Here is a 25,865-nt window from a genome sequence, read left to right as displayed (position 1 = left end):
GCCGCCCGTGCCGCTGGCACGGGTGCGCGGAGCGCTGGCCACCCCGCGTTCCCCGCATGGAGTTCCCGCCATGACACAAGCCCTTTTCCGCAACGCCGACGGCGTGTGGCCCAACACCGTCGCGCTGGCGTTCACCGTGCTCGGCTGGCCGCTGGGCATCGCCTTGCTGGGCCAGAGCCACTGGACGCTCAACGCGCTGGGCGTGCTGCTGGTCGCGCTCACGCTCACCTGGTCGGCCTACTTCATCCACGAGTTCGCACACCACGCCATCTTCCGCACGCCGCAGGCCAACGAGCGCTGGGGCCGGTTCATGAGCTGGATCAACGGCAGCGCCTACGCCAGCTTCGCCGACCTGCGCCGCAAACACATGCGCCACCACATCGAACGCGCCGACGTCATCACCTTCGACCTGCAGGGCTTCCTGCGCGCCCACCCGCGGGTGCGGCGCGTGGTGCTCGCGCTGGAGTGGCTGCACATCCCCGCGGTCGAGTTCGTCATGCGCGGCTTCGTGGTCGCGCTGCCCTTCATGGGTGAGCGAAAAAAGGCCGCGCGCAGCCGTGTGATCGGTGTCGCCGTGGTGCGGATCACGGCCTGGGCGCTGCTGGCATGGTGGTCGCTCAAGGCGCTGGCGCTGTACGCGCTGGCCTACCTGCTGTTCGTGCACCTGCTGCGTTTCGCCGACTGCTTCCAGCACACCTACGACGCCTACCCCATCCTCGACGAAACGCCGATCCCGAAAGACAAGCTGCGCGACCGCGCCTACGAGCAGGCCAACACCTACAGCGACGTGGTGGGCCTGGACGCCAGGTGGCTCAACCTGGTCTGGCTCAACTTCGGTTTCCACAACGCGCACCACGAGCGCCCGGTCGCGCCCTGGTACCAGCTGCCGCGTTTGCACCGCGAGCTGTACCCCGAGGGCAATGCGCAGGTGGTCACGGTGGGCGAGTTGCTGCGCGCCTACCACCGCCACCGCGTGACCCGCGTGCTCGCGAGCGACTACGGCGCGGTGCTGCCGCCCGGCGCACCGCACCGGGCCGATGGCTTCATCGGTGCCGTGGGTGTTTCTTTTCTGACGGCGGTTTGATGACGTCGCCGAACTACGGACTGCAGGGCAAGACGGTGCTGATCACCGGGGCCGCCACCGGCATCGGCCGCGCCGCTGCGCTGCTGTTCGCGCAGGCCGGCGCACGTGTGGTGGTCAACCACCTTCGGCAAGATGCCGAAGCCGCTTCGCTGGTGCAGGCCATCGAAGCCGCAGGTGGCCAGGCCACCGCGATTAGCGCCGACGTGAGCCAGGCGGCCGAGGTGCAACGCCTGGTGGACGGTGCCCTCGCGGCCTTCGGTACGGTCGATGTGCTCGTGAACAACGCCGGCATCATCCAGGAAAAGGCCTTCCTCGACACCACCGAAGCCGAGTGGGACCAGATGCTCGGCACCGATCTCAAGTCCGTCTTCCTGGTGTGCCGCGCCGTGCTGCCCGGCATGGTGGCGCGCGGTGGCGGCGCCATCGTCAACATCGCGTCCGACCTCGGCATCCTCGGGCGCGAGCGCTACGCCCCTTACTGCGCGGCCAAGGCTGGTGTGATCGGGCTCACACGCTCACTGGCGCGCGAGTTCGCGCCGCAGCAGATCCGCGTCAACGCCATCGCGCCCGGCCCGGTGGCCACCGCCATGGTCTCGCTCGACCACATGAGCGCCGAGTGGGTGGAGAAGGAACTCGCGATCCCGCAGCACCGCCTCGGTGCACCGGAAGAGATCGCGGCCAGCGCGCTGTTCCTCGCGTCCGACCTCGCGCGCTTCTATTGCGGCCAGGTGCTCGGCCCCAACGGCGGCTCCGTCATGACATGAAGCACCCCCCGCGCCGCTTCGCGTCACCCCCCTCAAGGGGGGCGGCACCAGAGGCCCGGCGAAGCCGGTTCCTCGGTGCCCTTGGGTGTCGCTGCTCCGGCGCCATGGAGAACCGATGACATTCCTGCCCGCCCGCCCGTCCGACCGCCTCGCCACCGGCGTGCTGCTGTTCTCGGCCTCGCTCTGGGGCCTGTCGTGGATACCCCTCAAAGGGTTCATTGCGCAGGGCCTCTCGGGCCCGCTGGTGGCGCTGATCACCTACGGTTCGGTGGGCCTGCTGGCCGTGGCGCTGCTCTGGCGCGACCGCGCCGCCTGGCGCGCGCAGTGGGGGCTGGTGCTCGCGCTCACGCTGGTGGGTGGCTGGGCCAACACCTCGTTCGTCAACGCGCTGATGCTGGGCGACGTGGTGCGGGTGATGTTCCTGTTCTACCTCTCGCCCGTGTGGTCGGTGCTGGGCGGCTGGCTGTTCCTCAAAGAGCGCATTCCGCTCACGCGCTGGCTGGCCGTGGTCGCGGCCATCGTGGGGCTCTGGATGGTGCTCGGCGGGCCGGGGCTGGGGGATTCCGCGGCGCTGGCCTTGACCTGGGTGGACGCGCTCTCGCTCTCGGCCGGCTTCGCCTTCGCCGCCAACAACGTGATCGCGCGCGCCGCGCACCGCGTGCCACTGCGCACCAAGACCTTCTCGGTGTTCATCGGCTGCGGTCTGCTCTCGGCGCTGGCCACCGGGCTCGGCGGCCCGGGCCTGCCCGCGGTGCTGTCGGCGATGGGGCCGCTGGTGTGGCTGGCGCTGCTGGCCTACGGCTTTGGCTGGATGCTGCTGGCCACCGTGACCTGGCAATACGGCGTGAGCCACCTGGAGAGCAGCCGCGCGGGCGTGATCCTGCTGGCCGAGCTGCTGGTCTCGGTCGGCACCGCGCTCGCCTTCGGCGGCGAAAGCCTCACGCCCCTGGGCTGGGCCGGTGGCGCGCTCATCGCTGCGGCGGCCCTGGTGGAGGCGCTGGGCGGAACGCCCGCCGAAGCCCCCGTCGCACCCACCACCGAAACCACCGCCTGAACCCGGAGACCCCGATGAACAACAACACCGTGTGGATGAACCAGCTGTCCTGGCTGGACTACCAGCAGCGCATTCGCGCCGACCAACCGCCCGTGCTGCTGCCCGTGGGCGCGCTCGAACAACACGGCCCGCACCTGCCGCTGGGCACCGACGGCCTGCTCGCCAGCGCCGTGGCCGCCGACACGGCGGCGCGCGTGGGCGGCCTGGTCGCGCCCACGCTGAGCTACGGCTACAAGTCGCAGCCCAAGTGCGGCGGCGGCCAACACTTCTGCGGCACCACCAGCGTGGACGCCGCCACGCTGATCGGCCAGGTGCGCGACGCGGTGCGCGAGTTCGCACGCCACGGCCTGACGAAGCTGATCATCGTGAACGGCCACTACGAAAACCAGTGGTTCCTGATCGAGGGCATCGACCTCGGCCTGCGCGACGCGAAGGCCGCCAACCCCGCGTGTGCGCTGCAGGTGATGCGGCTGGAGTACTGGGATTTCATGACGCCACAGACCCTGGGCGACGTCTTCCCCGAGGGCTTCCCCGGCTTCGCGCTCGAACACGCGGCCGTGCTGGAAACGTCCATGATGCTGCACCACCACCCCAGCCTGGTGCGTTTGGACCTGTTGCCCGACGACGGCCCGGCCGACTTCCCGCCCTACGACATGTACCCCAGCCGCACCGACTGGGTGCCGCCCTCGGGCGTGCTCTCGTCAGCCAAAGGCTCCGACGCCGCCAAAGGCAAGCTGCTCGCCGACGAGGTGGCGCGCCGCATGGCCGAAGCCATCACCACCGGATTCACCCGCCCCGCGCCATGAACGCCCTGCCCGCCTTCGACCCCGTCAGCACCGCGCTGATCGTCATCGACATGCAGCGCGACTTCTGCAGCCCCGGCGGCTACGCCCACCAGGCCGGCATCGACATCTCGCGCACGCAGGCGGTGGTGCCGCAGGTGCAGCGCCTGCTGACCGCAGCGCGCGTCGCCGGCCTGCGGGTGGTGCACACGCGCGAAGGGCATCTGCCCGACCTCTCGGATTGCCCGCCCGCGAAGATGGCGCGCAGCGTGGCAGCCGGCGCGCCCATCGGCAGCCCCGGCCCGCTGGGGCGCCTGCTGGTGCGCGGTGAACAGGGGCACGACTTTGTGGACGCACTGCGCCCGCTGCCCGGCGAAGCGGTGATCGACAAGCCCGGCTACGGCGCCTTCTACCTCACCGGTCTCGACAGCCTGCTGACGCGGCAGGGTGTGCGCCAGCTCATCCTCTGCGGCGTCACCACCGAGGTCTGCGTGCACTCCACCCTGCGCGAAGCGGTGGACCGCGGCTACGTCTGCACCACCGTGGGCGATGCCACCGCCGCCAGCCAGCCCGAGCTGCAGGCGCCCGCGCTGGCCATGATCGGCGTCGAAGGTGGCATCTTCGGCTCGGTGCTGTGCACCGACGAATGTGTGCAGGCGCTGCAAGCGGCGCACGCGCAAGCCACCGCATGAACACGCCCACCCACCCCGGCCACCTCGGAGTGCCCGCCGCATACCACGGCGTGTGGGCACGCACCCTGCTGGAATCGCCCGAGGGCCGCGACACGACCACCTGGGTGCGCTGGCTGCAGACCGGCCTGTGGCACGGCGATTTGCGTGTGCCTGCGGAGGCTGCGCGCGACACGCCCGACGGCCTGGCGCTGCAGCAAGGCTTCGCCGGCACCACCGCCATCACCCGGCCCGACCCGGCCTTGCCCGAGATCTGCACCTGGCAGCGCACGATCGACTTCCAGCCCCCGCGCAGCACACCCGATGCCGGCCACATGGTGTTCGAAACGCCGGACCGCGTGATCGAGACCGGCGTCCACGGCCGCTACCTCGAAGTGTGGGAGCGCCTGCCCGCTTCGCTCGGCCGGCGCATCGCACTCGCGCGGCTCGATGCGGGTGGCCAGCCCACCGCCGAGCGCCTGCTGGTGGCCGGCGTGTACGGCTTGCACCTGCGCCCGCGCGCTGCCGCCTGGCCGGCCGATCTGGTGCCCGACGAAACCCTGGGCGATGTGCTGCAGCGCCGCCCGGCTCAGGCCGCTGCGTTGCTGGATTTCAGCATCGGCTTTGGCACGCTGGCGCACGGCGTGTGGACGGTGGAGCGCGCCACCCGGCCCGCACTGGAAGGCCAGGCCCTGCCTTGCGCGCTGCACCGGGTGGACACCGAGCACGCCCGCGTGGAACGGGGTCCGCTCGCGGGCGACTGGCAGGTGTTGGAGTGGGTGGACGACGAACGGCCAGCCCACGGGTAGGTTCACCAGATGTGCCTGGAGGTGGGCGGACCCACCCGGTCAACGGCCTCGCTTGGCGGGCTTGCTCGGGGGTGGCGTGTCCTGGTCGGGATCGAAGGTGGTGAACGCCGCGCTCGCTTCGCCCTTGCTGCGGCCGTCGGTGACGACCACCCTGGCTTCGTGCCGCCCGGGCTTCGGTGCGCGGATCCACAGCTCGCGCCCGCGCCCCACCGTTTTGCCGTCCAGCTGCCACTCGAAGGCCTCGCCCTCGATGCGCTCGCCCGAGCTGCTCATCGCGTTGGCCCACAGGCGCATCGGCGTGGCGGTTTCGATGAGCGCGCCGGCACTGGGGTACATCACGGCCACGTTGGGCGCGCGCACAGCGATCTCCACCGCGTCCGAGGTGCGCACCGCCGTGTCAAAGCCGTCGTGCGCGAGCACCCGGAACTGCAGCTTGCCGCTCGGCAGCGCGTCGGCCGGGATCAGCGCCTTGCCATCGGTGATGCCGACCGCACAGCCGTTCCACGAACGCCCGCCGTCTTTGCTGAACTGCACCGAGCAGCTCACCGCACCCTCGGCGCCCGCGCCGTCGAGCTTCCAGGCCAGGGCCACACCGCGTGCGCCGGGCTTCACAGCGATCTCACCGAGCTTGACCGCCCGCCCGGCCGCCTTGCGTTCCCAGGCCACGGTGAGCGGGCGCTTCAACCGGCCCTCGGCATCGTCCAGCGCGCCGACGTGCACGATGCGCAGCGCCGCGCCACGGCCCACGTTGGGGATCATGGCCTGGAAGCCGAACACCGGCGGCTCCCCGTCGCCGCAGCCGCCGCCGCACCTACAGCCACCGCTGCCATGGGCGTCGGCGGGGATGCGCATCACCGGCGCGCTCGCCAGCACATCGCCGTTGGCGCCGACCAGCTCGGCCACCATCTTCGTGGGCACGCCGGTGGCGACGGTGGACTGGGCGTCCACACGCATCACGTGCTGCATGGTGATCGAGGCGTCGCGCTCGAAGGTGCCGATCAGGGTGATGACGGGTCGCATGCGCAGGTCCTCGATGCGGTTTTTCCAGTGTTCCCAGGGCTCCGGGGCCGGGTCGGGGATGTACTCCCAGGGCCACAACCACGGATCGTAGAGCTCCGGAATGCGAAAGCGGGGGTTGGTCGTGGTCGGGGCGAAGATCGCATTGTCGATCAGCACCTGGTGCGTGAAGATCGACGTCCACCGTGGGCCGCAGTAGGACATGAAGTCTTTCTGGCTGGGCTGGTGGAGCGTGCCGTCGTTGATGTCCAGCCCGTATTCACCGATGGACGCCGTGGGGGTGCCGGCCGGGTCGTAGGGTTCGTAGGCCGGGTAGGCGGCGTTGCCCGGCGTGCCGCAGGGCGCGTGGGGCAGGCCCGCGAAATGCCCGAGTTCGTGCGCCATCGTCACGCCATTGCCGACCCCGCCCGAGGTCACACCGTTGCTCGCGCATCCGATCACCGGCCCCATGGGCACGCCATTGGGCAGCAGGCCGTAGTACACGACGTCGGTGCGGTTGCCGTCGTTGGCCTTGGCCGCCGCGAGCTGGCCGTTGAGCGTGATCCAGCCCGCCGAGCAACCGCCCGGATTCGGCGGGGCGCCGGTGAGCGGCACCGTCAGGGTCACGGTGCCGGCGCTGGAAAACACGCCCTCGGCCTGCACCGGGAACACGGTGTGCGACCAGGCCGCGGTGGTCTGCAGCTCGCCCACCGTGGGCGCGGCGATGTTGAGCGTGCCGTTGCCGGCCGCGTTGGGGCCGTTGTAGGCCACCATCAGGCCACGCACACGCAAGGTCTGCAGCAGGGTGACATCGGCCTCCACCGTTTCACTGTCCACGATGGCCGCCGTGGCGTCGTCGGCGCGCCAGATGTTGGCCTTGAAGGCCATCCGGCCCACCATGTCGTCCGCGGGCACGATGAAGTTGAGCGTGGCGGTCATGGTGCCGCGTTCGGTGGCGTAGTCGGGCAGCGTTTGCGCCGCCACCGTGCCGGGTGTCTGGGGCGTCAGCGTGCCCACGTCCACCCACAGGGGCAACCACCGGTTGCGCCGCGCGCTGATCTGCAGGTTGCCGGTCAGATTCACCGCCCCGCCCCAGCCCGCGCGCACATACACCCGCACCCAGGCGGTCTTGTAGGCCACCAGCCGCAGGGAATTGTTGGGGCCCCGGTCGGCGGGGTCGGTCAGATGGCGCGATGCACGGAAGTACTGGATACATTGCGTCACTTCAATGCCCAGAATGTGCGGGCCGATGAAGTAATGCTCGCGCAGCTTCAAGGCCCAGGCATCGGACAACGAAGCCTTGTCGATGGCGCTGGAGATGTCGATGCCCATGGTGAACTCCTGAAAGTGGCGACATGCCGTGGAGCAGCCATGCTAGGCAGGCGGGTGCGAGCGCACATCAACAAAGGGAGGGAACGTTTCCTCCATGCGATGGAGGTCTGACCCACCGTGATGCCGCGCGACACCACCCAGATGCGCCAGGCATGGCGCACAACTTGCCTAGGAGAACGCATGAATTTCGACCACGCCCACCCAGGTGCACGAGACGAGTGCCCGCGCTGCGGGCTACCGCTGTGATGCAAGCCACCACCCCATTGCCCACGGCCCCGGGCGACTGGTTCACCTTTCGCAGCCTCGGCGAGGGCATCACCCTCATCACCGAACCGCACGTCATCCCCTTGCTCCGCTGCAACATCTGGCACATCCGCGGACGCGGGCTCGACCTCATGGTCGACACCGGTCTGGGCGTCAGCAGCCTGCACGCAGCCTCGCGCCACCTGTTCGGCCAGCGCGTGGCCGCGCTCGCCACGCACGTGCACCTGGACCACGTGGGCGGCCACCACGAGTTCGAAGAATGCTGGTGCCACCGCCTCGAAGCCGACGCACTTGCCCACGCCGACCCCGACGGCACGCTGGCCGACCTTGACCTCAACGAAGTCAACATCGAAGTGCCCGGCTACACCACCGGCGGCCCCGCGCTCACCGCCCTGCCCACGCCCGACTACGACCTCTCGGCCTGGGAAATCAGGCAAGCCACCGTCACGCGCCGGCTCGACGAAGGCGACGTCATCGACCTCGGCAACCGCCACTTCGAAGTCATGCACCTGCCCGGCCACTCGCCCGGCAGCATCGGACTCTGGGAAGCGAAAACCGCCACGCTGTTTTCCGGCGACGCCATCTACGACGGCCCGCTCATCGACGACCTGCACCACTCTGACCGCGTGGCCTACGCGCGCACCATGGAGCGCCTGCTGGCACTGCCGGTGAGCGTGGTGCACGCGGGACACGACCCGAGCTTCGGGCGGGCGCGGCTGCGCGAGCTGGTGCGGGCGTATCTGGACCGGAACGACGCGGGCTTAGGCCTGCGAAAGGCTTCTGTCTGGCGCTGAAGTCGTTCAGCAATACGCCTTGCGCTGCAGGTCGGCATCCATCAAAAAGCCGGCATAGATGATTAGTCAATCGTCAAAGAATGACATCTATGCATGTTTTCCTAAACTGCCGAACGCATCTCGGGCGGCGGTGTGACCACCACCTGGCCGTCCTTCACCGGCAGCGTGGCGCCCGGCTGGAAGGACGTGCGCACCTGGGCGTCCTGGCCGTTGAGCCGGTAGGTCACGTCGTACCCGACCAGCCGCTGCGACTTGAGCTTCACCGTCCTGCAGCGGCGCTCCGTCGTCGTGACCACGTCGTTCTGCTGCATGTTCTTTTGCACTTGGTTACCCGCATAACCGCCGGCCACCGCCCCGGCCACGGTTGCCAGCTTCTTGCCGTTGCCGCCGCCGATGTTGCTGCCCAGCAGCCCACCCGCCACGCCACCGATCAACGTGCCCGCGACGCGGTGCTCGTCCTTCACCGGCGCCTGCCGCCGCGCCTGCACGTTCTCGCAGCGCTCCCGTGGCGTCACCACGGTCTCCGTCACTTCCTTCACCGCGACCACGTCGGCAAACTTCGGCTGGTTCAAGGTCTTGTACCCGGTCACAGCGCTGGCCCCCAGCACCACCATGGCCAACCCGCCCACGGCGATGCCCTTCATCATTGACTTGTCCATATCAACACTCCTTCTTGTGTGGAGGGGAATGTAGGTTGGCTGTGTCAACGCATGATGACCAATGGTTTCCAAATGCTGCAAGGGCCTGTCGGGTGGTTGCGTGGAAGGCGCTTACTTCGCGGGCTTCGCTGGCTGCACCAGCCCCAGCGTGGGCGTCTCGCTGAAGAAGTTCCAGGGCTTGAGCAGCACGTTCACCCACTCGGTCGGCATGATGGGCCACTCCTCGGCCCGCGCCACGTGGGTGGTGCCGGTGGTCAGCCAGACCACGTTGTCGGTGTTCACGATCGCCTGGTCGTCCGCGCTGAACTGGCCCAGGCCGGTGTCTTTGTTCGAACGGTTGGGGAACCTCCCTTCGGGGAAGCGCTCGTCCGTGTGGTAGCGCGTCACCCAGATCTGCTTGTCCATGAAGTTCAGGCGGTTGTAGATCCACTCGTCCTGGCCGAAGTTGGCGCCCTTGGCCACCGGGTGCGTGCCGCCGGCGTAGGGGATGAGCTGGTACGACACCGGGTTGCCCACCTTGTTGGTCTTGCCCGGGTTGCTCATCAGGCGGATGTGGGCCGGGTCGAACTTCTGCGCCGCCGGCTTTTCGCTGGCCACCGTGCGCTGCGTGGTCTGCATGGTGCTGGTGCGCGGGCCGCCGGCCGTGTTGGGGGTCACCACGTTGTCGATCTCGGTCAGCGCGTTGGCTTCGCCGTCCACGTCCAGGTCGAGGCGGAAGTTGTAGATGTGCTGGTGCGTGGTGCCCACGATGTGGTGGTCGATCAGCGTGCCGTACTTCGTGTCGTCCTTGGCGCTCGCGTCCTGCATGGTGCGCGCCTTCACGCCCTTGACCGCCTCGATGCCGGTGGCCCCCGCGTTGATGCCGATGGTGCCGTTCTCGGCGAACACCCAGTCGAACATGTAGTCGTAGTTGCCCACCGTGCTGATCCAGCGCACCACCAGCTCGCGGCGTTCCACGCTCACGTTGGGCTTGCCCATTTCCTGGTGCTTGTACTCGGGGCCGGCGTAGCGCTCGAACACCGCGATCGCGTTGGGGATCGTCATCGGCGTGCCGGTGAAGTCGGCGATGGTGGCGTCCAGGAACACCGCGTTCTGCGGCGCGTCTTTGCCCGGCTCGATGGGCGAGGTCAGCGTGCCCATGCCGTACTCGCCCGAGTCCAGGTAGGCCTTGAAGTACCAGCCCACGTCCGGGTCGCCGTAGGGCACGATCATGCCGCCCAGCGTGCCCTCGTACATCACCTTGCGCTTGCTGCCCTTGTCGTTGTAGGTCACGGTCGAGAGCGTGAGGCCGGTGCGCGAGTTCAGGCCGATGTGGAAATCCCAGTTGCGCCAGGTCAGCGTGTTGCCGGTGATGGTGTAGTTCTTGCCCTCGGGCTCGGTGATGTGCAGCGGCTTGCGCGGCGCGCTGGTCTGCCCGGCGCTGCCGTCGTAAGGCGTGGGCTTCATGGGCACCGGGACCACACCCGCGTCTTCGATCTGGATGACCTGCTTTTTCTCCAGGTCCACCACCGCCACCAGGTTCTCGATCGGGTGCGCCCAGTAGTTGTTGTCGCCCACGTCCAGGTAGCTCACCACCTTGAGCAAGCGCTGCTCCTGTTTGAGGCCGTCCTTGCCGTCGAAGTAGCCCACCGTCAGTGGCGTGGCCACCACCTTTTTCACGTCGTTGATGCCGCGCAGCGCCAGCACCTTCGCGTACTCCGGGCTGCCCTCGATGGCCGCCTGCACCGCGCCGAAATCGTCGATCAGCACCATGCCGTGCGCGCCGGGCACCGGCTGCCACTGCGTGAGCCGCTTCGTGGCCAGGTCCACCGTGCCCTCGATCAGCTTGCGGCCGTCGAGGATGACGAACGCCGCCTGGCGCGGCGCCTGCACCGGTGTGCCCTCCAGCGCGTGCGCCCACACCTGGTCTTTCGGCGGCGCCTTGAGCACGATCTCGGTGAAGCGGTGGCCGGGCTTGAACTGGCCCGAAGCTTTCAGCACCTCCAGCGTGGCCTGGATCTCGTCTGAGGTCAGCGGGTTCAGCGGGTTGGGCTTGCGCTCGACCACGAAGGTCTTGTCCAGGCCCGACTGGAACACCTGCTGGAAGAAGTCGGCCGCCACATACGCCCTGCCCTTGCGCAGCACCACCGGCACGGCCAGCCGCAGCGGCGCGCCGTTCACCTGCGCCGTCTTCGCGCCCGGCTTCACGCGCACCAGCGTGCTGTTGCGCGCGAGCGTGAACACCCGGGCATAGCTGTCCCAGTGCACCGTGGCGTTGAAGTCTTTGGCGGCCTTTTTCAGCGGCACCATCTTGGCGGCGGCGCCGTGCGCCAGCGCCAGGGGCGACCACAGCGCGGCGGCGGCCAGGGCGACGGCACTCAGTGCCAGGGGGAGGGAGCGGGTGGGCATGGTGGGGTTCCTCGTGAAGCGGGTTCGGACAAGGCCCGCACCTTAGGGTTCGCCGACACCGAGGGGTTATCCGTATTTGGCAAATCTGCGCCGGCCCCAACAATGGCGCACAACTTGCATCGCGGCCGGCATGAACTTCGATCATTCCCACAAACGTGCACGCGATGCCGCGGAACAGGCCGCCAGCCTGCCCGACTGGGACCAGCGCTACGAGCAGCTCTCGGCCGGACGCTTCGAGGGCGAGGTGGACGAACTGCGCGTGGGCCCGGTGCAGGTGTTTGCCGAGCGCGCCAACCAGACCGTCATGCAGGCGGGCCGCGTCTGCGCCGATCGCGTCTCCGTCGCCCTCGTGCGCGCCGGGCAATCGCCCGGCTGGTTCGGTGGCCACCGCCTGCAGGGCGAACAACTCATCGGCGTGTCGTCCCAAGGCGAGTTCGATCTCGTGGCCAGCGCCGACACGCAGATCCTCGCACTCTCGGTCGACCAGGCGGCCCTGCGCGAGCTGGTGGCCCAAGTGGACGGCCACGGGGCGGAGCTGCCCCCGGTGCCCCTGTTGCTCAAGCCCACGAGCGCGGCCTGCGTCGAATACGGCCGGCTGCTCAACGCCGCCCTGCGGCTCGCGCAAAACCCGAGCGACCTCAGCGCCCATCCCGCCGCGCGCCGCATGCTCGCACTCTCGCTCTGCGATGCCCTGCTCGCCAACCTGCGCTCGGGCGAGCCGACGGGCGCGCTGCCCGCTTCGGCCACCAGCCGCCGTCGCATCGTCGCCCGCGCCCGGCAGTACATGCAGGCCCACGCCCACGAAGTGATCGCCGTGCCCGACCTCTGCCAGGCCATCGGCACCTCGCGCCGCGCGCTGCAGTACGCGTTTGAAGAAGTGATGCAGATCAGCCCCGTGACCTACCTGCGCGCCATGCGCCTCAACCAGGTGCGCAGTGAACTGCGCCAGAACCGGGCAGCGCCCGTGGGCGACATCGCGGCGCGCTGGGGCTTCTGGCACCCCTCGCGCTTCGCGAGCGACTACAAGGCCCTGTTCGGCGAGCTGCCGTCGGCCACGCGGGGGGCGGTGGCGGCCTGAGGCTCAGAGACGGGGGCCCGATCACGCGCAAGGGTTCGCACCGGAGACTTGGAAATCGATGCCTGGTGCCGACCCAAGCGGACCTTGCAACCCGTGCCTGCAAGGCGCGGGGCACCGCCTCTCCATGCCGACATCCGGCAAGGGGTTCTTTGCAAGCGGCGATGGAGTCGCGATACTCGCCGCCTCAACATCTGGAGTCCGTATGCTTCCCGACCCGCCTTTGCTCCTGGCTTTTGTTGGTGCCAGCCTTGTGTTGGCCATCACCCCCGGACCCGCCGTCGTCTATATCGTGGCCCGCACTTTGGCGCAGGGCCGCGCATGGGGGCTTGCGTCCGTGCTGGGCGTCGCGCTGGGCAATTTCTCCAATGCCTTGGGTGCGGCGCTCGGGCTGGCCGCCTTGTTCGCTGTGTCATCGGCCGCTTTCACCGCGGTGAAATGGGCCGGCGCCGCCTACCTCGTGTACCTCGGCATCCGGATGTGGCGGGCATCGTCGCCTGTCACCGACGCCACGCCGCAGGCGCCGGCGCAGCCCTTGCGGCACGTCTTTCGCGATGGCTTTGTGGTGGCGCTGCTGAACCCCAAAACCACCATGTTCTTCGCCGCCTTTCTGCCGCAGTTCATGGATGCCCACGGCAACCCGCTGATGCAGACCCTGGCGCTCGGCGGCGTTTTCGTGGGTATCGCTTGCTGCACCGACATCATCTACGTGCTCACAGCTAGTCTCGTCGCACCGCGCCTGCGTCGGGCTGCGTCGCACGGCCTCTGGGGCAACCGGCTCGCGGGAACATCATTCATCGGCTTGGGTGTGCTCACGGCCATGGGCACGCGCCCCGAGCGCTGACGCTCACGCTCATCCGCGCCGGACAGCGGCTGCTGGCACCTGAACCGAAGCGCATGCTCGGGCAGCCGCTGTATCCCTTTGGGGCACGCACCTCCATCCGAGCCACCGCACACACCAACCTGGTGCATCCACACCACGCCGCACCCCATGCCCATCTGGCACCCTACTTGCTAACACCCTGAACCAGAGAGGCGCCGTGCCACCGCACGCCGCTTGCCTTGAAGACCGCTAGGGTTCCGGGCCCAGACCACTTCACCGAAGAAGTCTGAGCCGTCTGGTCCGAGAGCGGTCGGCCACGATCGTGTGGCTCCACGGAGGGACAAAAGCCCGGGAGACGCTTCGCTGCTTGCGCACGAGCCTCTCTCGCCGTTTGTCCCTTTCGCCAGGAGCCCCGCATGTCCCAGCTTCCTCCCTTTGCGCCGTCCCTTGCCGGGTCGGCCGCCGCATTGCCAAAGGCCCCAGCCTCGGCGGCGACAGCGGTGCCGGCGCCGGCGCCCGCGCCTGTGCCCGCCACGGCACCAACGCCCAAGCCCCCGCGCACCGGCTTCTGGACGGTGCGCACCGGCATTTCGCGCCGTGCCTACTGGGGGTTGGCGCTCACCGGCTTGATCACCCCGCTGCTGATGTGGGCGGCGCTGGCGGCCTGGGGTGGCATGGACCCGACCTTCATGCCCTCGCCGCTGGCCGTGTTGTCAAAGACCTGGGACTGGGCGCTGGAGAACAACCTGCTCGAAGACATGGGCATCAGCGTCTACCGCGTGGTCGCGGGCTTCGTGCTCTCGGCGGTGATCGCGCTGCCGCTGGGGCTGCTGATCGGTTCGTTCCGCTCGGTGCAGGCGCTGCTGGAGCCGCTGACCGACCTGATCCGCTACATGCCGGCGGTCGCCTTCATTCCGCTGGTGATGCTGTGGGTGGGCATCGACGAGGGCTCCAAGATTTCCATCATCTTCATCGGCACTTTTTTCCAGATGGTGCTGATGGTGGCGGAAGACGTGCGCCGCGTGCCGGCCGCGCAGGTGGAGGCGGCGCAGACCATGGGTGCGAGCCGTTGGGAGCTGGTGGAAAAGGTGATCCTGCCGAGCGCCAAGCCGGCGCTGCTCGACACCCTGCGCATCACCATGGGCTGGGCCTGGACCTACCTGGTGGTCGCCGAGCTGGTGGCCGCGAATTCGGGCCTGGGCTACGCCATCCTGCGCGCGCAGCGCTTCCTGCAGACCGACACCATCTTCGCCGGGATCATCGTCATCGGCCTCATCGGGCTGGTGACGGACCAGCTGTTCCGCTGGCTGCACCGCCGCGCCTTCCCCTGGCTGTACCTGAAAGGCTGATGCGATGAACACCCTCCCCAAAGTTTCCATCCGCGGCCTCACCAAACACTTCGACGGCGCACCCACCAACGCGCTGGAGAACGTGGACCTGGACATCGGCGCCAACGAGTTCGTCACCTTCGTGGGCGCCTCGGGCTGCGGCAAGAGCACGCTGCTGCGCACCATCGGCGGGCTCGAAACACAAACCAGCGGCGAGCTGCTGGTGGACGGCCAACCCATCACCGGCCCGGGCATCGACCGCGCCATGGTGTTCCAGCACTACAGCCTCTACCCGTGGATGACGGTGTGCCAGAACATCAAGTTCTGCCGCCAGCTGCACGCCCACACCAAAGACCGCACCTCGGCCGACGTGGAGGCCGCCGACGGCCGGGCCGACGCGCTGCTGCGCCTGATGGGCCTGCAAGCCTCGGCGGGCGCCTGGCCCAACCAGCTCTCGGGCGGCATGCAGCAGCGCGTGGCGATCGCGCGCGCGCTCATGGGCCGGCCCGACATCGTGCTGATGGACGAGCCCTTCGGCGCGCTGGACGCGCAGACGCGCGAGGTGATGCACGACCTGATCCGCTATGTGCACCGGCTGGAGAAAGCCACCATCGTGTTCGTGACGCACGACGTGGAGGAAGCGCTCTACCTCGGCAGCCGCGTGGTGCTGATGGCGCCGCGCCCGGGCCGCATCGACACCATCTACGAGGTGCCCTTCGGCGACCAGCGCACGCAGGACCTCAAGTTCGCGCCCGAGTTCGTGCGCTTGAAGCGCGACATCCTCGAACGCATCCGCGAGACCTCGGGCATGAAGACCGACCTGGAACAGCTGCAGCGCCTGAGCGGTGCGGTGACTGAAGCCGCCTGAACCCTGGAGACACCCATGAACCTCAACGACCTCCCCGACCCGCTGACCACCGTCTTGCCCAACCCGCCGCAGGCCGCACCGGTGGACGCGCCCGCCTTCTGGCAACGGTTCCCCGCGCCCGCGCTGGCCGGCGTGGACACGAACAAAGTGATGTGGAGCGAGGTGCTGCCCGGCGGCAGCCACTGGAGCTGGCGCATGCCGCGCGGCAGCGCGATCCGCTTCGTGGCCCTGGACGCGGGCGCCAACCTGAGCCTGGTGCTCTACAGCGCGCTGGAAAAGCTGGAGCGCTACAACATGCCCGACAGCCTGAAGGCGCAGCACACGGCGCACTACACCCAGGGCCATGTGCTGATGAGCGACATGGGCCGCAGCATGGCCAGCGTCACCGCCGACAGCCTGGGCTGGCACGACCCGCTGGGCGCCCTGCTCGACAACGAACTCATGGCCACGAAGTACGGCGAGCGGCGCTACGAGCAGGCGCGCAACGCCATGTACCGCTCCGGCAAAGACGGCCTGCTGATCGAGATCGGCAAGTACGGCCTGACGCGGCGCGACCTGATCGCGCCGGTGAACCTGTTCAGCAAGGTGAGCGTGGACGCGCAGGGCCGCTTCGGCTTTGCGCCCGACCACGCGAAGGCGGGCGACTTCGTGGAGCTGCGCTTCGACATGGACGTGATCCTCGCCGTGTCCAGCGCGCCGCACGCGCTGGACCCTGCTCCCCTGTACGCGCCGAAGAAGGTGGGCCTGCTGGCCTGGCGCTGCGGCGCCGCGCCGGCACAAGACTTCTGCCGCGCCTTCCGCCCGGAAAACGCGCGCGCCCTGCACAACTCTGATGTCCTGTACCTGTGATCAAGGAGACCGACATGAACGCCATCACCGAATCCACCGCCACCGACATCCGCATCCTGGAAAGCCAGCTCGACCCGGCCCACGCCGTGATGGACCAGCGCCACCCCGCGGGCGAACCCATCCTCTTCGCCGTCAACAAAGGCCAGACCCTGCGCATCGTCGACCTCGAAGGCAACCAGGCCGCGGACGTGATCTTCTACAACCGAGACGACCTGGCCGAGCACTACAGCGCCACCGACACCATGGTCCACCAGGGCGGCATCTACCTGACCACCGGCTCGGTCATCCGCAGCAACGACGCGCGGCCCATGCTCACCATCGTGGCCGACACCTGCGGCCGCCACGACACGCTCGGCGGCGCCTGCGCGGCCGAGAGCAACACGGTGCGCTACGCGCTGCAGAAGAAGTACATGCACAGCTGCCGCGACAACTATTTGATTGCCCTGCAGCGCGCCGACATGGGCCTGACCAAACGCGACCTGGTGCCCAACATCAACTTCTTCATGAACGTGCCGGTGACGGACAGCGGCGACCTGAAGTTCGACGACGGCGTGTCCGGCCCGGGCAAGTACGTGGAGATGCGCGCCGAGATGGACGTGTGGGTGCTGATCAGCAACTGCCCGCAGCTGAACAACCCGTGCAACGCGTACAACCCGACGCCGATTCAACTGCTCGTCTGGGACGAGCAGTGAGCCCCCCCTGCGCCGCTTCGCGTCTTCCCCCCGTTGGGGGGACCACACCAGCGGCCCGGCAAAGCCGGTTCCGCGGTGTGTCCCGGTTGGCGTGCAGGCGCGCACCGGCTTCTTCAATCTGCCAGCAGGACGACCTGTCTGACTTCGTTGTATCGGCAGGACGGCCTGCCCCGGAGACTCCATGTTCAGCAAGGTCCTGATTGCCAACCGCGGCGCCATCGCCTGCCGCATCATCCGCACGCTCAAACAGCTGGGCGTGCAGAGCGTGGCCGTGTATTCCGAAGCCGACGCGCAGGCGCGCCATGTGCGCGAAGCCGACGAGGCCTACCTGCTCGGCCCGGCGCCCGCGGCCGAGAGCTACCTGCGTGCCGACCGCATCCTGCAGATCGCGAAGGACTGCGGCGCACAGGCCATCCACCCCGGCTACGGTTTCCTGTCGGAAAACCCGGGTTTCGCCGAAGCCTGCGAGGCCGCGGGCATCGCCTTCATCGGCCCCACGCCGGCGCAGATGCGCGCCTTTGGCCTGAAGCACACGGCGCGCGATCTGGCGCAGCAGCGCGGTGTGCCGCTGCTGCCGGGCTCGGGTCTGCTCTGCGATCTGGCGCAGGCGCAGACCGAGGCACAGCGCATCGGCTTCCCGGTGATGCTCAAGAGCACGGCGGGCGGCGGCGGCATCGGCATGCGGCTGGTGTGGAGCGCGGTCGAACTCGCCGATGCGTTCGAGAACGTGGGCCGCCTCGCGCAGGCCAACTTCAAGGACGCGGGTCTGTTCATCGAGAAGTACGTCGAGCAGGCGCGCCACATCGAGGTGCAGGTGTTTGGCGACGGCGCGGGCGGTGTGATCGCGCTGGGCGAGCGCGACTGCTCGGTGCAGCGGCGCAACCAGAAGGTGATCGAAGAAACCCCGGCGCCGGGCCTGAGCGACGCGCAGCGCAGCGAGCTGCACGCCACCGCCGTGCGGCTGGCGCAGGCGGTGGACTACCGCTCGGCCGGCACGGTGGAATTTGTGTATGACGCGGCCACCGGCGCCTTCTATTTTCTGGAGGTGAACACGCGCCTGCAGGTGGAGCACGGCGTGACCGAGCAGGTGAGCGGCGTGGACCTGGTGGCCTGGATGCTGCAGCTCGCCGCGGGCGACCTGCCGCCGCTGGCCACGCTGCAGCCGGTGCTGCGCGGTGCGTCCATCCAGGTGCGGCTCTACGCCGAAGACCCGGCGCGCAACTTCCAGCCCTGCGCGGGGCTGCTCACCGAGGTGGTGTTCCCGACCGACGCAAGGGTGGACGGCTGGGTCGAGCGCGGCACCGAGGTGCCCGCCTGGTACGACCCGATGCTGGCCAAGCTCATCGTCATCGCCGACACCCGCGAGCAGGCACTGTTGAAGATGGAAGCCGCGCTGGACGCGACGCGCTTGGCCGGCATCGAAACCAACCTGGGTTACCTGCGCCAGGTGGTGCGCAGCGCGGTGTTCCGCGAAGGCCGGCAGATCACGCGTTTTCTCAACAGCTTCGAGTACCGGCCCGCCACCATCGAGGTGCTGGAGCCGGGCGTGCAGACCAGCGTGCAGGACTGGCCGGGCCGCACCGGCTACTGGGACGTGGGCGTGCCGCCCAGCGGCCCGATGGATGCCTACGCGCACCGCCTGGCCAACCAGCTGGTGGGCAATGCGCCCGACGCCGCCGCGCTGGAGATCACGCTCGCCGGCCCCACGCTGCGCTTCAACACCGATGCCGTGGTGGCCGTGACCGGCGCGCCGGTGAAGCTCACGCTGGACGGTCAGCCGGTTGCCATGTGGCAGGCGCTGCAAGTGAAAACGGGCAGCACGCTGGCCGTGGGCCGCACCGAAGCGGGCGTGCGCCTCGCGCTCGCCGTGGCCGGCGGGCTGGACGTGCCGGCGTATCTGGGCAGCCGCAGCACCTTCACGCTCGGCCAGTTCGGGGGGCATGCGGGGCGGCATCTGCGCGCGGGCGATGTGCTGCACCTCGCGGGCACGGCCACGCCGGTGGTGGCGGCCACACCCGCCGCGCTGATCCCCACCTACGGCCACCACTGGGACGTGGGCGTGCTCTACGGGCCGCACGGCGCACCCGATTTCTTCCAGCCCGACGACATCGCCACCTTCTTCGCCACCGACTGGAAGGTGCACCACAACAGCAGCCGCACGGGCGTGCGCCTGATCGGCCCCCGACCCCAGTGGGCGCGGGCCGACGGCGGCGAGGCGGGTCTGCACCCGTCGAACATCCACGACAACGCCTACGCCATCGGCGCGATCGACTTCACCGGCGACATGCCCGTGATCCTCGGGCCCGACGGCCCCAGCCTCGGCGGCTTCGTCTGCCCGGCCGTGGTGGTGAACGCCGAGTTGTGGAAGCTCGGCCAGCTGCGCCCGGGCGACACGGTGCGCTTCCACCGGCTCTCGCTGGCGCAGGCGGGTGAACGCGAAGCGGCGGTGGAAGCGGCGCTGTCGTCTCTGGCCGGCGCGCTGCCCGCCGCGCCGAGCGACGACGCAGCGGCCCACACCACACCGGTGATCTACGAAGACCCCGCGCGCGAAGACGTGCCCGCCATGCTGGTGCGCCAGGCCGGCGACCGCTACGTGCTGCTGGAGTTCGGTCCGCTGGTGCTGGACATCGAGTTGCGTCTGCGCGTGCACGTGCTGATGACGGCGCTGAAGGACCTGCAGGCCCAAGGCAAGCTGTCCGGCATCATCGACATGACCCCCGGCATCCGCTCGCTGCAGGTGCACTTCGACCCCGCGCTGATCACGCGCGACGCGCTGCTCAAGCTGCTGATCGCCACCGAGGCCGCGCTGCCGCCGGTGGACGACATGGTGGTGCCCAGTCGCACGGTCCACCTGCCGCTGTCGTGGGACGACCCGCAGACGAAGCTGGCGATTGAAAAATACATGCAGTCGGTGCGACCCGACGCGCCCTGGTGCCCGAGCAACATCGAGTTCATCCGCCGCATCAACGGGCTGGACAGCATCGACGAGGTGTTCAAGATCGTGTTCGAAGCGCCCTACCTCGTGCTCGGCCTGGGCGACGTGTACCTCGGTGCGCCGGTGGCCACGCCGCTGGACCCGCGCCAGCGCCTCGTGACCACCAAGTACAACCCGGCGCGCACCTGGACGCCGGAGAACGCGGTGGGCATCGGCGGCGCCTACCTCTGCGTCTACGGCATGGAAGGCCCCGGCGGTTACCAGTTCGTGGGCCGCACGCTGCAGATGTGGAACCGCTGGCGCCACGGGGAGACGGGCACCGTGTTCGAGCAACCCTGGCTGCTGCGCTTCTTCGACCAGATCCGCTTCCACCCCGTGAGCCAGGAAGAGCTGCTGCGCATCCGCGCCGGTTTCCCGCACGGCGGCTACGCGCTGCGCACCGAAGCAGGCAGCTTCAGCCTGAAGGACTACCGCCGTTTCCTCGCCGACAACGCGGCCAGCATCGCCGCCTTCAAGGCCACGCAGCAGGTGGCGTTTGAAGCCGAGCGCGAGCGCTGGGCCGCGGCCGGCCTGGCCGAGGTGGCGAGCGAGGCCGACGTGGAAGCGGCCGGGCCGGACAGCGAGATCGACCTGCCCGAAGGCGGGCGCCTGATCGCCACCAGCGTGCCCGGCAACGTGTGGAAGGTCGCGGTGAGCGAGGGCCAGCAGGTGCAGGCCGGCGACGTGCTGATGGTGATCGAGTCCATGAAGATGGAGTTCAACCTGCTCGCGCCCGCCAGCGCCACCGTGCACAAGCTCATGTGCGCCCAGGGCGGCTCGGTGGCCGCGGGGCAGAACGTGCTGGTGCTGATCGACGAAGCCATCTGACCTTCATTCAAACAACATTCAAGGAGCCCAACATGAACCTGAGCACCCTTTCTTTCGACATCGCCAGCATCAAGGCCGCCTACGCCAGCGGCGCCACCGTGCGCGACGTGGTCGCCGAAGCCATGCGCCGCTGCGCCAGCGACACCAACAACGCCTTCATCCACCGCCTCAGCGACGCTGAGATCGAACCTTTCCTCTCGCGGCTCGACGGCGTGGACCCGGCGAGCCTGCCGCTCTACGGCGTGCCCTTCGCACTGAAGGACAACATCGACCTCGCGCACATCCCCACCACCGCCGGCTGCCCACAGTTCGCCTACACCCCCGGCGAGAGCGCCTTCCTGATCCAGCAGCTGGTGGCGGCCGGCGCGGTGCCGCTGGGCAAGGCCAACCTCGACCAGTTCGCCACCGGCCTGAATGGCACGCGCTCGCCCTACGGCGCCTGCCGCAACGCCTTCAACCCCGAGTTCGTGTCGGGCGGCTCCAGCAGCGGCTCGGCCGTGAGCGTGGCCAAGGGCTGGGTCAGCTTCTCGCTGGGCACCGACACCGCCGGCTCGGGCCGCGTGCCCGCGAGCTTCAACAACCTCGTGGGCCTCAAGCCCAGCATCGGTCTGCTCTCGGGCACCGGCGTGGTGCCGGCCTGCCGTTCGGTGGACACGGTGTCGGTCTTCGCGCTCACCGCCGCTGACGCGCAGGCCGTGCTCGCCGTCGCTGCGGCCTACGACGACGCCGACGCCTTCAGCCGAAAGGCCGAGCCCTTCGGCGTGGACTTCTCGACCGGTCCGTTCCGCTTCGGCGTGCCGCGTCCGCAGGACCTCAACTTCTTCGGCAATGACGCGGCCATTGCCCTCTTTGCGCAAAGCATCGAACGCCTGCATGCCCTCGGCGGCACTGCGGTCGAGGTGGACCTCACCCCCTTCCTCGAAGCCGCGCGCCTGCTCTACGAAGGCCCCTGGGTGGCCGAGCGGTATGTCGCCATCAAAGACTTCATCGACACCCAGCCTGAGGCCGTGTTCCCGCCCGTGCGGACCATCATCGAAGGCGGCCGCAGCAAGACCGCCGCCGAGGCGTTCGCGGCCAGCTACCGGCTGAAGGCGCTCAAGCGCGTGTGCGACGCCGTGTGGAAAGACATTGACTGCCTGCTCACGCCCACCGCCGGCACCATCTACCGCATCGCCGAGATGCAGGCCGACCCGATCCGCCTGAACTCGAACCTGGGCTACTACACCAACTTCATGAACCTGCTGGACTACGCCGCCGTCGCGGTGCCCGCAGGCTTCCAGGCCAGCGGCGACGCGCAAGGCCTGCCCTGGGGCGTCACCCTAGCCGCGCCCGCGTTCAAGGACGTGCCGCTGCTGCGCCTGGCCGACCGTTTCCACCGCGCACAGGCGCTGTCGCTCGGAGCCACTGCCACGCCGCTGGTCAGCACCCCGTCCATCAGCACAACCGACCAGCCCAAAGGCAGCAACACCGCCGGCACCGTCAAGGTCGCGGTCTGCGGCGCGCACCTCAGCGGCCTGCCGCTCAACTGGCAACTCACCCAACGCGGCGCGCGCCTGCTCGGCGCGGTGCAGTCCGCGCCCGAGTACAAGTTCTACGCCCTCGCCGGCGGCCCGGTCCAGCGGCCCGGCATGGTGCGCGTGAAGGAAGGCGGCGCCGCCATCGACATGGAAGTCTGGGAGCTGCCAGCCCAACACTTCGGCAGCTTCGTCGACGGCATTCCCGCGCCGCTGGGCATTGGCAAGGTGAAGCTCGCGGATGGTTCGTGGGTCAGCGGGTTTGTGTGCGAGGCGATGGGGGTTGAGGGTGGGACCGACATCACGGCGCTGGGCAGCTGGCGGGCTTGGTTGGCGAAGCAGGGCTGAGGTTCAGCGCTTTTATTTTTTGGAGCTAGAGACTGCGATGCAGCGGTTGCAGTCGATGGTAGGCGACTTCCGAACTCACGATCTCTTGACAGGAGCGGCCAGACGGTCATGGCGGCGCAGCCCCACCCAAAAGGACTCTTTTGCCAGATAGGAAGATTCTTATCTGATTGATTGAGGTCATAGTTGCGCTAAGGGCTGTCCACGTTGGCCCTTGTTACATTCGTAGCATCGCTGGTGAGACTGAATGGCTCACCGCGCCGTCAGCAATAGATCGTTAGATCAGGGAATATGGACAGAATCGTAGAAATCGGAGAGGTCGAACTGCTTGATCTCTGCCAACGAGGCGAGGACGATTACTTTGACAGGAAGTCGGCCAGGCTCAAACCCAAGGACATTCAGGAACCCGCCATCGCGTTTGCCAACGCAGAGGGTGGAACCCTCGTCGTGGGGATCGAAGACATCGGCAAGGTGCCCGTGCCTCTGGATCGGTGGGTGGGCAAGACTTCGATCGAGGAGTTCAACCCGTTCATTTCGATGCTGTCTTCGCTGAACCCAGGAATCGACTTCAATCATCGCTTTCTATATCGCGAAGGTAACCTGGCTCGCACTTATGTGCTCGAACTCGAGATTCGCAAGAGTCTGAAGGTTCACGAGACCGGCAGTGGCGACGTCGTGATCCGCAAAGGAGCCCAGAACCTGAAGCTGACCGCCAGCAAGGTTCAGGATCTCATGCGAGCCAAGGGCATGGTGTCTGAAGAAGACAGCTACCTCAATGATGTGCGTCCCGAGCCGGTCATCGATGGGGCGCCACTTCGCACCTTTCTCGAAAACCTCAAAATCACCAACAAGGATCCGTTCGCCTTTACGCTCAGCGAGCGCCTCATTCACCACGAGAACTACTCACCCACCGTTGCATGTGCCTTGTTGTTTGCAGAGAACCCAAGTGCAATGCTTCCACGCCAGTGCGCCGTCAAGATCGTTCGCTACGACTCATCTCACGATGAGATCGAGCGCGACAGCCTGACCAATGATCAGCACTCGATAGAGGGGGCGCTTCGAGAGCAGATTGAAGTAGCCTTCAATACACTCAAGAAGGTCATCAGCCGATGCGCGTGCTGGACGATCGGTGGCCTGACGGCTGCGACATACCCTGAAGAGGCCCTGTATGAGCTTCTGGTGAACTCGGTGCTTCATCGCGACTACGGAGTCTCAGACAACGTCCTCATTAGCGTCTATCGCAACCGAGTCGAGTTCCGTAGCCCAGGTCGGCTCCCAGGTTATGTAACCACGGAAAACATCGCCGACGCACGTTTTTCGCGCAATCCGAAGCTCGTGCGACTGCTCTCTAAGTACCCTGACGCTCCGAACAAGGATCTCGGTGAAGGCATCAACACGGTTGTTGAACGCATGCGGCAGGCAGGGTTCATCGATCCAATTTTCAGGGAAGACGGTACCAATCTTTACGTTACGCTGAGACGAGCGCCCAAGAGCGATGCCGCAAGCGTCATAAAGACATTCATTGGTCGCCACGGCTCCATTAACAACCGCCAGGCGCTCGACCTCCTCGCCATGGACTCTGCCGAGCAGATTACAAATATATTCAGTAAGCTGCGCGAGCAAGGTGTGATTGCCCGCGAGGACGGGCATCAAACAGGCGTGAGGGTGCGATGGATTCAGGGAGTATCACGACCAACTTGATTGGAAGTTTCTTCGCTGTCAGTGCAAAGCGACGCTTCGACATGCTCGACCGTCTCCTCGGCGCCGGGTTCGAGACTACTTGGCGGCAGTCCCGTCTGAGCGGACCGAGCAAGCGGCGTGGCGCCTAGAAGGCGGTCACCCCTTGACGGGCTACTCGTCCAGTTATGCCGCGACAATAGGCGGAATGGGCACAAGAGCAAACTCAGCGCTGGCAAAGAAGCGCCAGCGCGTTGACACCAATAGTCAGGGGCAGGAGGGCGTAGCCTGGGTGCGGTGGATCGTCGAAGGAATATGGCGCTGTGGCCTAGAGGTGATCTCGGCGCACAACGACGACGCAGTCGATGCAGTGATCCTACTCAAACGTCGGCGGAGTCTAACGGCCTACGCCGGGCCCACCGGCGATCTAATTTTCGTTCAGATCAAGACGGGGTATGTTGCCAAGGCCCCTACCCAAGACTACGAACTTTCGCTTGGGCGAAAGCATTTGCAAAATCACGAATCGCGCTGGGCCTCATACCCCGGTCCTGCGATCATGATCCATGTCGTGCCGCAGCGATTAACATCTGGTGACCCTGTGGCGTACTGGACGGACCTTAAATCCGGAGCCGTCTCGGAGACCGGTAAGGTCGCCTTCTCCATCGATCGGAAGCTAGACGTCGCAGCGAAGTCGACCATCTACAACCTGTGCTGGCGCTGGGCCGAGTTCCGCAAGCTGCCCACGGTTCGCGCCGACACCATCATCACGGAGTGGACAAACGAGCCATCTCTCCAGTTTCTCGGAAAACAGAGCCTTCTTGAGACGGCAAAGGACTACTACCTCGCCTGGCGTGAGGCTGCAATCGCGCAGCCCAAGAGTTTTGCTGCCTTAATCTCGCGCCGAGGTTGGGAGCACATCACGCGGCTGTCGAGGCCTACCCGTACTAAGCAGCAGTCGCTGCAACTGCTTCCAGTGGCAGCAAGGATGCTATTGAATGCCTCGCGTCCCGAATCAAAGCGACTGACCCCCGTGAAGGAGGAGATCCTTCCCTGCGGACAGACGCGCAAGCGATGGTACGAGGGCGTCACTGCGCGGGTGACGTTCTATGAGCGGCACGAGGCCGTTGTAAGGGTTGTGTTGGAGCGCACGCAGTTGATCGATACCACCGGCTACATCCGACAAGATGTCAGTCAGTTCTACTCGATCTATGAGGTAGCCCGAAGACGCCAGGCAATATAACGGGTGTGACCTCGGCATGGACCAGGACAGACCCAAAACCGTGCCGCTTTACAGCTAA

General features: G+C 67.6%; 20 protein-coding genes and 1 riboswitch. Of the genes, 17 read left to right on the top strand and 3 right to left on the bottom strand.

Annotation, left to right across the window (positions count from 1 at the left end):
- Window positions 1-70 precede the first annotated feature (70 nt).
- The 6 genes from AC07YZ_RS15095 (at window position 71) to AC07YZ_RS15070 (ending at window position 5,161) form a co-directional block, all read left to right on the top strand.
- Window positions 71-1,084, top strand: coding sequence for a fatty acid desaturase (locus AC07YZ_RS15095; RefSeq protein ID WP_494795329.1), 1,014 nt, complete (start codon window positions 71-73; stop codon window positions 1,082-1,084).
- Window positions 1,084-1,848: an SDR family NAD(P)-dependent oxidoreductase gene (locus tag AC07YZ_RS15090; RefSeq protein WP_494795328.1), complete on the top strand. Its 765-nt coding sequence runs from the start codon at window positions 1,084-1,086 to the stop codon at window positions 1,846-1,848. Before AC07YZ_RS15095 ends, AC07YZ_RS15090 begins: the two co-directional genes overlap by 1 nt.
- 115 nt (window positions 1,849-1,963) lie before the next feature.
- Window positions 1,964-2,902, top strand: coding sequence for a DMT family transporter (locus AC07YZ_RS15085; RefSeq protein WP_494795327.1), 939 nt, complete (start codon window positions 1,964-1,966; stop codon window positions 2,900-2,902).
- A 14-nt stretch (window positions 2,903-2,916) separates the two neighbouring features.
- Window positions 2,917-3,708, top strand: coding sequence for a creatininase (locus tag AC07YZ_RS15080; RefSeq protein ID WP_494795326.1), 792 nt, complete (start codon window positions 2,917-2,919; stop codon window positions 3,706-3,708).
- Window positions 3,705-4,376 carry a cysteine hydrolase family protein gene (locus AC07YZ_RS15075; RefSeq protein WP_494795325.1) on the top strand — a complete coding sequence of 224 codons (672 nt, stop codon included), beginning with the start codon at window positions 3,705-3,707 and terminating at the stop codon, window positions 4,374-4,376. Before AC07YZ_RS15080 ends, AC07YZ_RS15075 begins: the two co-directional genes overlap by 4 nt.
- Entirely contained in the window at window positions 4,373-5,161 is a 789-nt protein-coding gene (locus AC07YZ_RS15070) for a hypothetical protein (RefSeq protein WP_494795324.1), read from the top strand. The genes AC07YZ_RS15075 and AC07YZ_RS15070 overlap by 4 nt, the downstream gene beginning before the upstream one ends.
- Before the next feature lie 39 nt (window positions 5,162-5,200).
- On the opposite strand, the gene AC07YZ_RS15065 is transcribed toward AC07YZ_RS15070, so the two are convergent.
- Window positions 5,201-7,489, bottom strand: coding sequence for a hypothetical protein (locus AC07YZ_RS15065; RefSeq protein ID WP_494795323.1), 2,289 nt, complete (start codon window positions 7,487-7,489; stop codon window positions 5,201-5,203).
- Between the two features lie 245 nt (window positions 7,490-7,734).
- On the opposite strand from AC07YZ_RS15065, the gene AC07YZ_RS15060 reads away from it, so the two are divergent.
- Window positions 7,735-8,547 (top strand): MBL fold metallo-hydrolase, encoded by an 813-nt coding sequence (locus tag AC07YZ_RS15060; protein WP_494795322.1) that lies wholly within the window; start codon window positions 7,735-7,737, stop codon window positions 8,545-8,547.
- Window positions 8,548-8,648: 101 nt separating this feature from the next.
- On the opposite strand, the gene AC07YZ_RS15055 is transcribed toward AC07YZ_RS15060, so the two are convergent.
- Entirely contained in the window at window positions 8,649-9,206 is a 558-nt protein-coding gene (locus AC07YZ_RS15055) for a glycine zipper 2TM domain-containing protein (RefSeq protein ID WP_494795321.1), read from the bottom strand.
- Between the two features lie 111 nt (window positions 9,207-9,317).
- On the bottom strand, window positions 9,318-11,594 hold the full coding sequence (gene tynA / locus AC07YZ_RS15050; protein ID WP_494795320.1) for a primary-amine oxidase: 2,277 nt from the start codon (window positions 11,592-11,594) through the stop codon (window positions 9,318-9,320).
- A gap of 130 nt (window positions 11,595-11,724) precedes the next feature.
- Here tynA and AC07YZ_RS15045 point away from each other — a divergent pair, with 130 nt between their 5' ends.
- The 10 genes from AC07YZ_RS15045 (at window position 11,725) to AC07YZ_RS15000 (ending at window position 25,807) form a co-directional block, all read left to right on the top strand.
- The gene (locus AC07YZ_RS15045) at window positions 11,725-12,672 is read left to right on the top strand and encodes a helix-turn-helix domain-containing protein (RefSeq protein ID WP_494795319.1); all 948 of its coding nucleotides are present in this window, start codon (window positions 11,725-11,727) and stop codon (window positions 12,670-12,672) included.
- A 202-nt stretch (window positions 12,673-12,874) separates the two neighbouring features.
- A complete protein-coding gene (locus AC07YZ_RS15040; RefSeq protein ID WP_494795318.1) occupies window positions 12,875-13,513 on the top strand; it encodes a LysE family translocator in 639 nt (212 codons plus the stop codon).
- Window positions 13,514-13,730: 217 nt separating this feature from the next.
- Window positions 13,731-13,849, top strand: a riboswitch (guanidine-I (ykkC/yxkD leader).
- A 59-nt stretch (window positions 13,850-13,908) separates the two neighbouring features.
- Window positions 13,909-14,841 (top strand): ABC transporter permease, encoded by a 933-nt coding sequence (locus tag AC07YZ_RS15035; protein WP_494795317.1) that lies wholly within the window; start codon window positions 13,909-13,911, stop codon window positions 14,839-14,841.
- A gap of 4 nt (window positions 14,842-14,845) precedes the next feature.
- The gene (locus AC07YZ_RS15030) at window positions 14,846-15,688 is read left to right on the top strand and encodes an ABC transporter ATP-binding protein (RefSeq protein WP_494795316.1); all 843 of its coding nucleotides are present in this window, start codon (window positions 14,846-14,848) and stop codon (window positions 15,686-15,688) included.
- 150 nt (window positions 15,689-15,838) lie between these two features.
- Window positions 15,839-16,537, top strand: coding sequence for an urea amidolyase associated protein UAAP1 (locus AC07YZ_RS15025; RefSeq protein WP_494795407.1), 699 nt, complete (start codon window positions 15,839-15,841; stop codon window positions 16,535-16,537).
- A gap of 47 nt (window positions 16,538-16,584) precedes the next feature.
- Entirely contained in the window at window positions 16,585-17,229 is a 645-nt protein-coding gene (locus AC07YZ_RS15020) for an urea amidolyase associated protein UAAP2 (protein ID WP_494795406.1), read from the top strand.
- A gap of 181 nt (window positions 17,230-17,410) precedes the next feature.
- Window positions 17,411-21,031: an urea carboxylase gene (gene uca, locus AC07YZ_RS15015; protein WP_494795315.1), complete on the top strand. Its 3,621-nt coding sequence runs from the start codon at window positions 17,411-17,413 to the stop codon at window positions 21,029-21,031.
- A gap of 32 nt (window positions 21,032-21,063) precedes the next feature.
- Complete coding sequence (gene atzF / locus AC07YZ_RS15010) at window positions 21,064-22,893, top strand: allophanate hydrolase (protein ID WP_494795314.1); 1,830 nt, start codon at window positions 21,064-21,066, stop codon at window positions 22,891-22,893.
- A 288-nt stretch (window positions 22,894-23,181) separates the two neighbouring features.
- Window positions 23,182-24,591: an RNA/DNA-binding domain-containing protein gene (locus tag AC07YZ_RS15005; protein WP_494795313.1), complete on the top strand. Its 1,410-nt coding sequence runs from the start codon at window positions 23,182-23,184 to the stop codon at window positions 24,589-24,591.
- 142 nt (window positions 24,592-24,733) lie between these two features.
- Window positions 24,734-25,807, top strand: coding sequence for a DUF4365 domain-containing protein (locus AC07YZ_RS15000; protein WP_494795312.1), 1,074 nt, complete (start codon window positions 24,734-24,736; stop codon window positions 25,805-25,807).
- Window positions 25,808-25,865 lie beyond the last annotated feature (58 nt).

The sequence above is a fragment of the Hydrogenophaga sp. GW101-3F08 genome (assembly GCF_059424585.1).
Note: the sequence above shows the minus strand (reverse complement) of the source record. Positions and strands in the feature narration are given on the sequence as shown.

What these genes read in the sequence shown, in the direction of transcription:
- AC07YZ_RS15095 (WP_494795329.1), top strand. Translation starts at nt 71, where the DNA reads ATGACACAAGCCCTTTTCCGCAACGCCGACGGCGTGTGGCCCAACACC.
- AC07YZ_RS15090 (WP_494795328.1), top strand. Translation starts at nt 1,084, where the DNA reads ATGACGTCGCCGAACTACGGACTGCAGGGCAAGACGGTGCTGATCACC.
- AC07YZ_RS15085 (WP_494795327.1), top strand. Translation starts at nt 1,964, where the DNA reads ATGACATTCCTGCCCGCCCGCCCGTCCGACCGCCTCGCCACCGGCGTG.
- AC07YZ_RS15080 (WP_494795326.1), top strand. Translation starts at nt 2,917, where the DNA reads ATGAACAACAACACCGTGTGGATGAACCAGCTGTCCTGGCTGGACTAC.
- AC07YZ_RS15075 (WP_494795325.1), top strand. Translation starts at nt 3,705, where the DNA reads ATGAACGCCCTGCCCGCCTTCGACCCCGTCAGCACCGCGCTGATCGTC.
- AC07YZ_RS15070 (WP_494795324.1), top strand. Translation starts at nt 4,373, where the DNA reads ATGAACACGCCCACCCACCCCGGCCACCTCGGAGTGCCCGCCGCATAC.
- AC07YZ_RS15065 (WP_494795323.1), bottom strand. Translation starts at nt 7,489, where the DNA reads ATGGGCATCGACATCTCCAGCGCCATCGACAAGGCTTCGTTGTCCGAT.
- AC07YZ_RS15060 (WP_494795322.1), top strand. Translation starts at nt 7,735, where the DNA reads ATGCAAGCCACCACCCCATTGCCCACGGCCCCGGGCGACTGGTTCACC.
- AC07YZ_RS15055 (WP_494795321.1), bottom strand. Translation starts at nt 9,206, where the DNA reads ATGGACAAGTCAATGATGAAGGGCATCGCCGTGGGCGGGTTGGCCATG.
- tynA (WP_494795320.1), bottom strand. Translation starts at nt 11,594, where the DNA reads ATGCCCACCCGCTCCCTCCCCCTGGCACTGAGTGCCGTCGCCCTGGCC.
- AC07YZ_RS15045 (WP_494795319.1), top strand. Translation starts at nt 11,725, where the DNA reads ATGAACTTCGATCATTCCCACAAACGTGCACGCGATGCCGCGGAACAG.
- AC07YZ_RS15040 (WP_494795318.1), top strand. Translation starts at nt 12,875, where the DNA reads ATGCTTCCCGACCCGCCTTTGCTCCTGGCTTTTGTTGGTGCCAGCCTT.
- AC07YZ_RS15035 (WP_494795317.1), top strand. Translation starts at nt 13,909, where the DNA reads ATGTCCCAGCTTCCTCCCTTTGCGCCGTCCCTTGCCGGGTCGGCCGCC.
- AC07YZ_RS15030 (WP_494795316.1), top strand. Translation starts at nt 14,846, where the DNA reads ATGAACACCCTCCCCAAAGTTTCCATCCGCGGCCTCACCAAACACTTC.
- AC07YZ_RS15025 (WP_494795407.1), top strand. Translation starts at nt 15,839, where the DNA reads ATGTGGAGCGAGGTGCTGCCCGGCGGCAGCCACTGGAGCTGGCGCATG.
- uca (WP_494795315.1), top strand. Translation starts at nt 17,411, where the DNA reads ATGTTCAGCAAGGTCCTGATTGCCAACCGCGGCGCCATCGCCTGCCGC.
- atzF (WP_494795314.1), top strand. Translation starts at nt 21,064, where the DNA reads ATGAACCTGAGCACCCTTTCTTTCGACATCGCCAGCATCAAGGCCGCC.
- AC07YZ_RS15005 (WP_494795313.1), top strand. Translation starts at nt 23,182, where the DNA reads ATGGACAGAATCGTAGAAATCGGAGAGGTCGAACTGCTTGATCTCTGC.